The sequence below is a fragment of the Kutzneria sp. NPDC052558 genome (genome assembly GCF_044547355.1).
Classification (GTDB): domain Bacteria; phylum Actinomycetota; class Actinomycetes; order Mycobacteriales; family Pseudonocardiaceae; genus Kutzneria.
In genome coordinates this window covers 1-1,607 of record NZ_JBIUAG010000082.1, presented here as the reverse complement: position 1 = coordinate 1,607, position 1,607 = coordinate 1, and the positions used below count along the sequence as shown (strand labels likewise).

2 rRNA genes are annotated in these 1,607 nt (G+C 56.3%); both read right to left on the bottom strand.

The window, feature by feature from the left end:
* Positions 1–115 (bottom strand): 5S ribosomal RNA (gene rrf / locus ACIG5F_RS49240); the annotation flags it as partial.
* Between the two features lie 102 nt (positions 116–217).
* Positions 218–1,607: ribosomal RNA gene (locus tag ACIG5F_RS49235) — 23S ribosomal RNA — on the bottom strand; the annotation flags it as partial.

Below are 1,607 nucleotides of genomic sequence, written 5' to 3'. Positions count from 1 at the left end.
TCGGCGGCGTCCTACTCTCCCACACCCTCACGAGTGCAGTACCATCGGCGCTGGAGGGCTTAGCTTCCGGGTTCGGAATGGGACCGGGCGTTTCCCCTCCGCTAACACCACCGAAACACTATGAAGATAACCACCACACACAACCCAGAAGACTCACGTCTCCCCGGTCATGCCGGTCGGTTCCTTCAGAACCACACAGTGGATGCGAAGCGTCTTTGTAGACAAGCCCTCGGCCTATTAGTACCAGTCAACTCCACCCCTTACAGGGCTTCCATCTCTGGCCTATCAACCCCATCGTCTATAGGAGGCCTTACCCTCTCAAGGAGGTAGGAGATCTCATCTTGGAACAAGCTTCCCGCTTAGATGCTTTCAGCGGTTATCTTTTCCGAACGTAGCCAACCAGCCATGCCCCTGGCGGGACAACTGGCACACCAGAGGTCCGTCCATCCCGGTCCTCTCGTACTAGGGACAGCCTTCCTCAAATCTCCAACGCGCACGGCGGATAGGGACCGAACTGTCTCACGACGTTCTAAACCCAGCTCGCGTACCGCTTTAATGGGCGAACAGCCCAACCCTTGGGACCTACTCCAGCCCCAGGATGCGACGAGCCGACATCGAGGTGCCAAACCATGCCGTCGATATGGACTCTTGGGCAAGATCAGCCTGTTATCCCCGGGGTACCTTTTATCCGTTGAGCGACCACGCTTCCACAAGCCATGGCCGGATCACTAGTTCCGACTTTCGTCCCTGCTCGACCCGTCAGTCTCACAGTCAAGCCCCCTTGTGCACTTGCACTCAACACCTGATTGCCAACCAGGCTGAGGGAACCTTTGAGCGCCTCCGTTACCCTTTGGGAGGCAACCGCCCCAGTTAAACTACCCACCAGGCACTGTCCCTGAACCGGATCACGGTCCGAGGTTAGACACCCAGAACGACCAGAGTGGTATTTCAACGACGACTCCACCAGCACTGGCGTGCCAGCTTCACAGTCTCCCACCTATCCTACACAAGCCGAACCGAGCACCAATACCAAGCTATAGTAAAGGTCCCGGGGTCTTTCCGTCCTGCCGCGCGAAACGAGCATCTTTACTCGTAATGCAATTTCACCGGGCCTGTGGTTGAGACAGTCGAGAAGTCGTTACGCCATTCGTGCAGGTCGGAACTTACCCGACAAGGAATTTCGCTACCTTAGGATGGTTATAGTTACCACCGCCGTTTACTGGCGCTTAAGTTCTCAGCTTCGCCCCAAAGGACTAACCGGTCCCCTTAACGTTCCAGCACCGGGCAGGCGTCAGTCCATATACATCGTCTTACGACTTCGCATGGACCTGTGTTTTTAGTAAACAGTCGCTTCTCGCTGCTCTCTGCGGCCGAAAAACCCTAGCCCGCAAGGGGCTTCAAGTCCCTCGGCCCCCCTTCTCCCGAAGTTACGGGGGCATTTTGCCGAGTTCCTTAACCACAGTTCACCCGAACGCCTCGGTATTCTCTACCTGACCACCTGTGTCGGTTTGGGGTACGGGCCGCATAAACACTCGCTAGAGGCTTTTCTCGACAGCATAGGATCACTCTACTTCGCCTCAATCGGCTACGCATCACGTCTCAGCCTA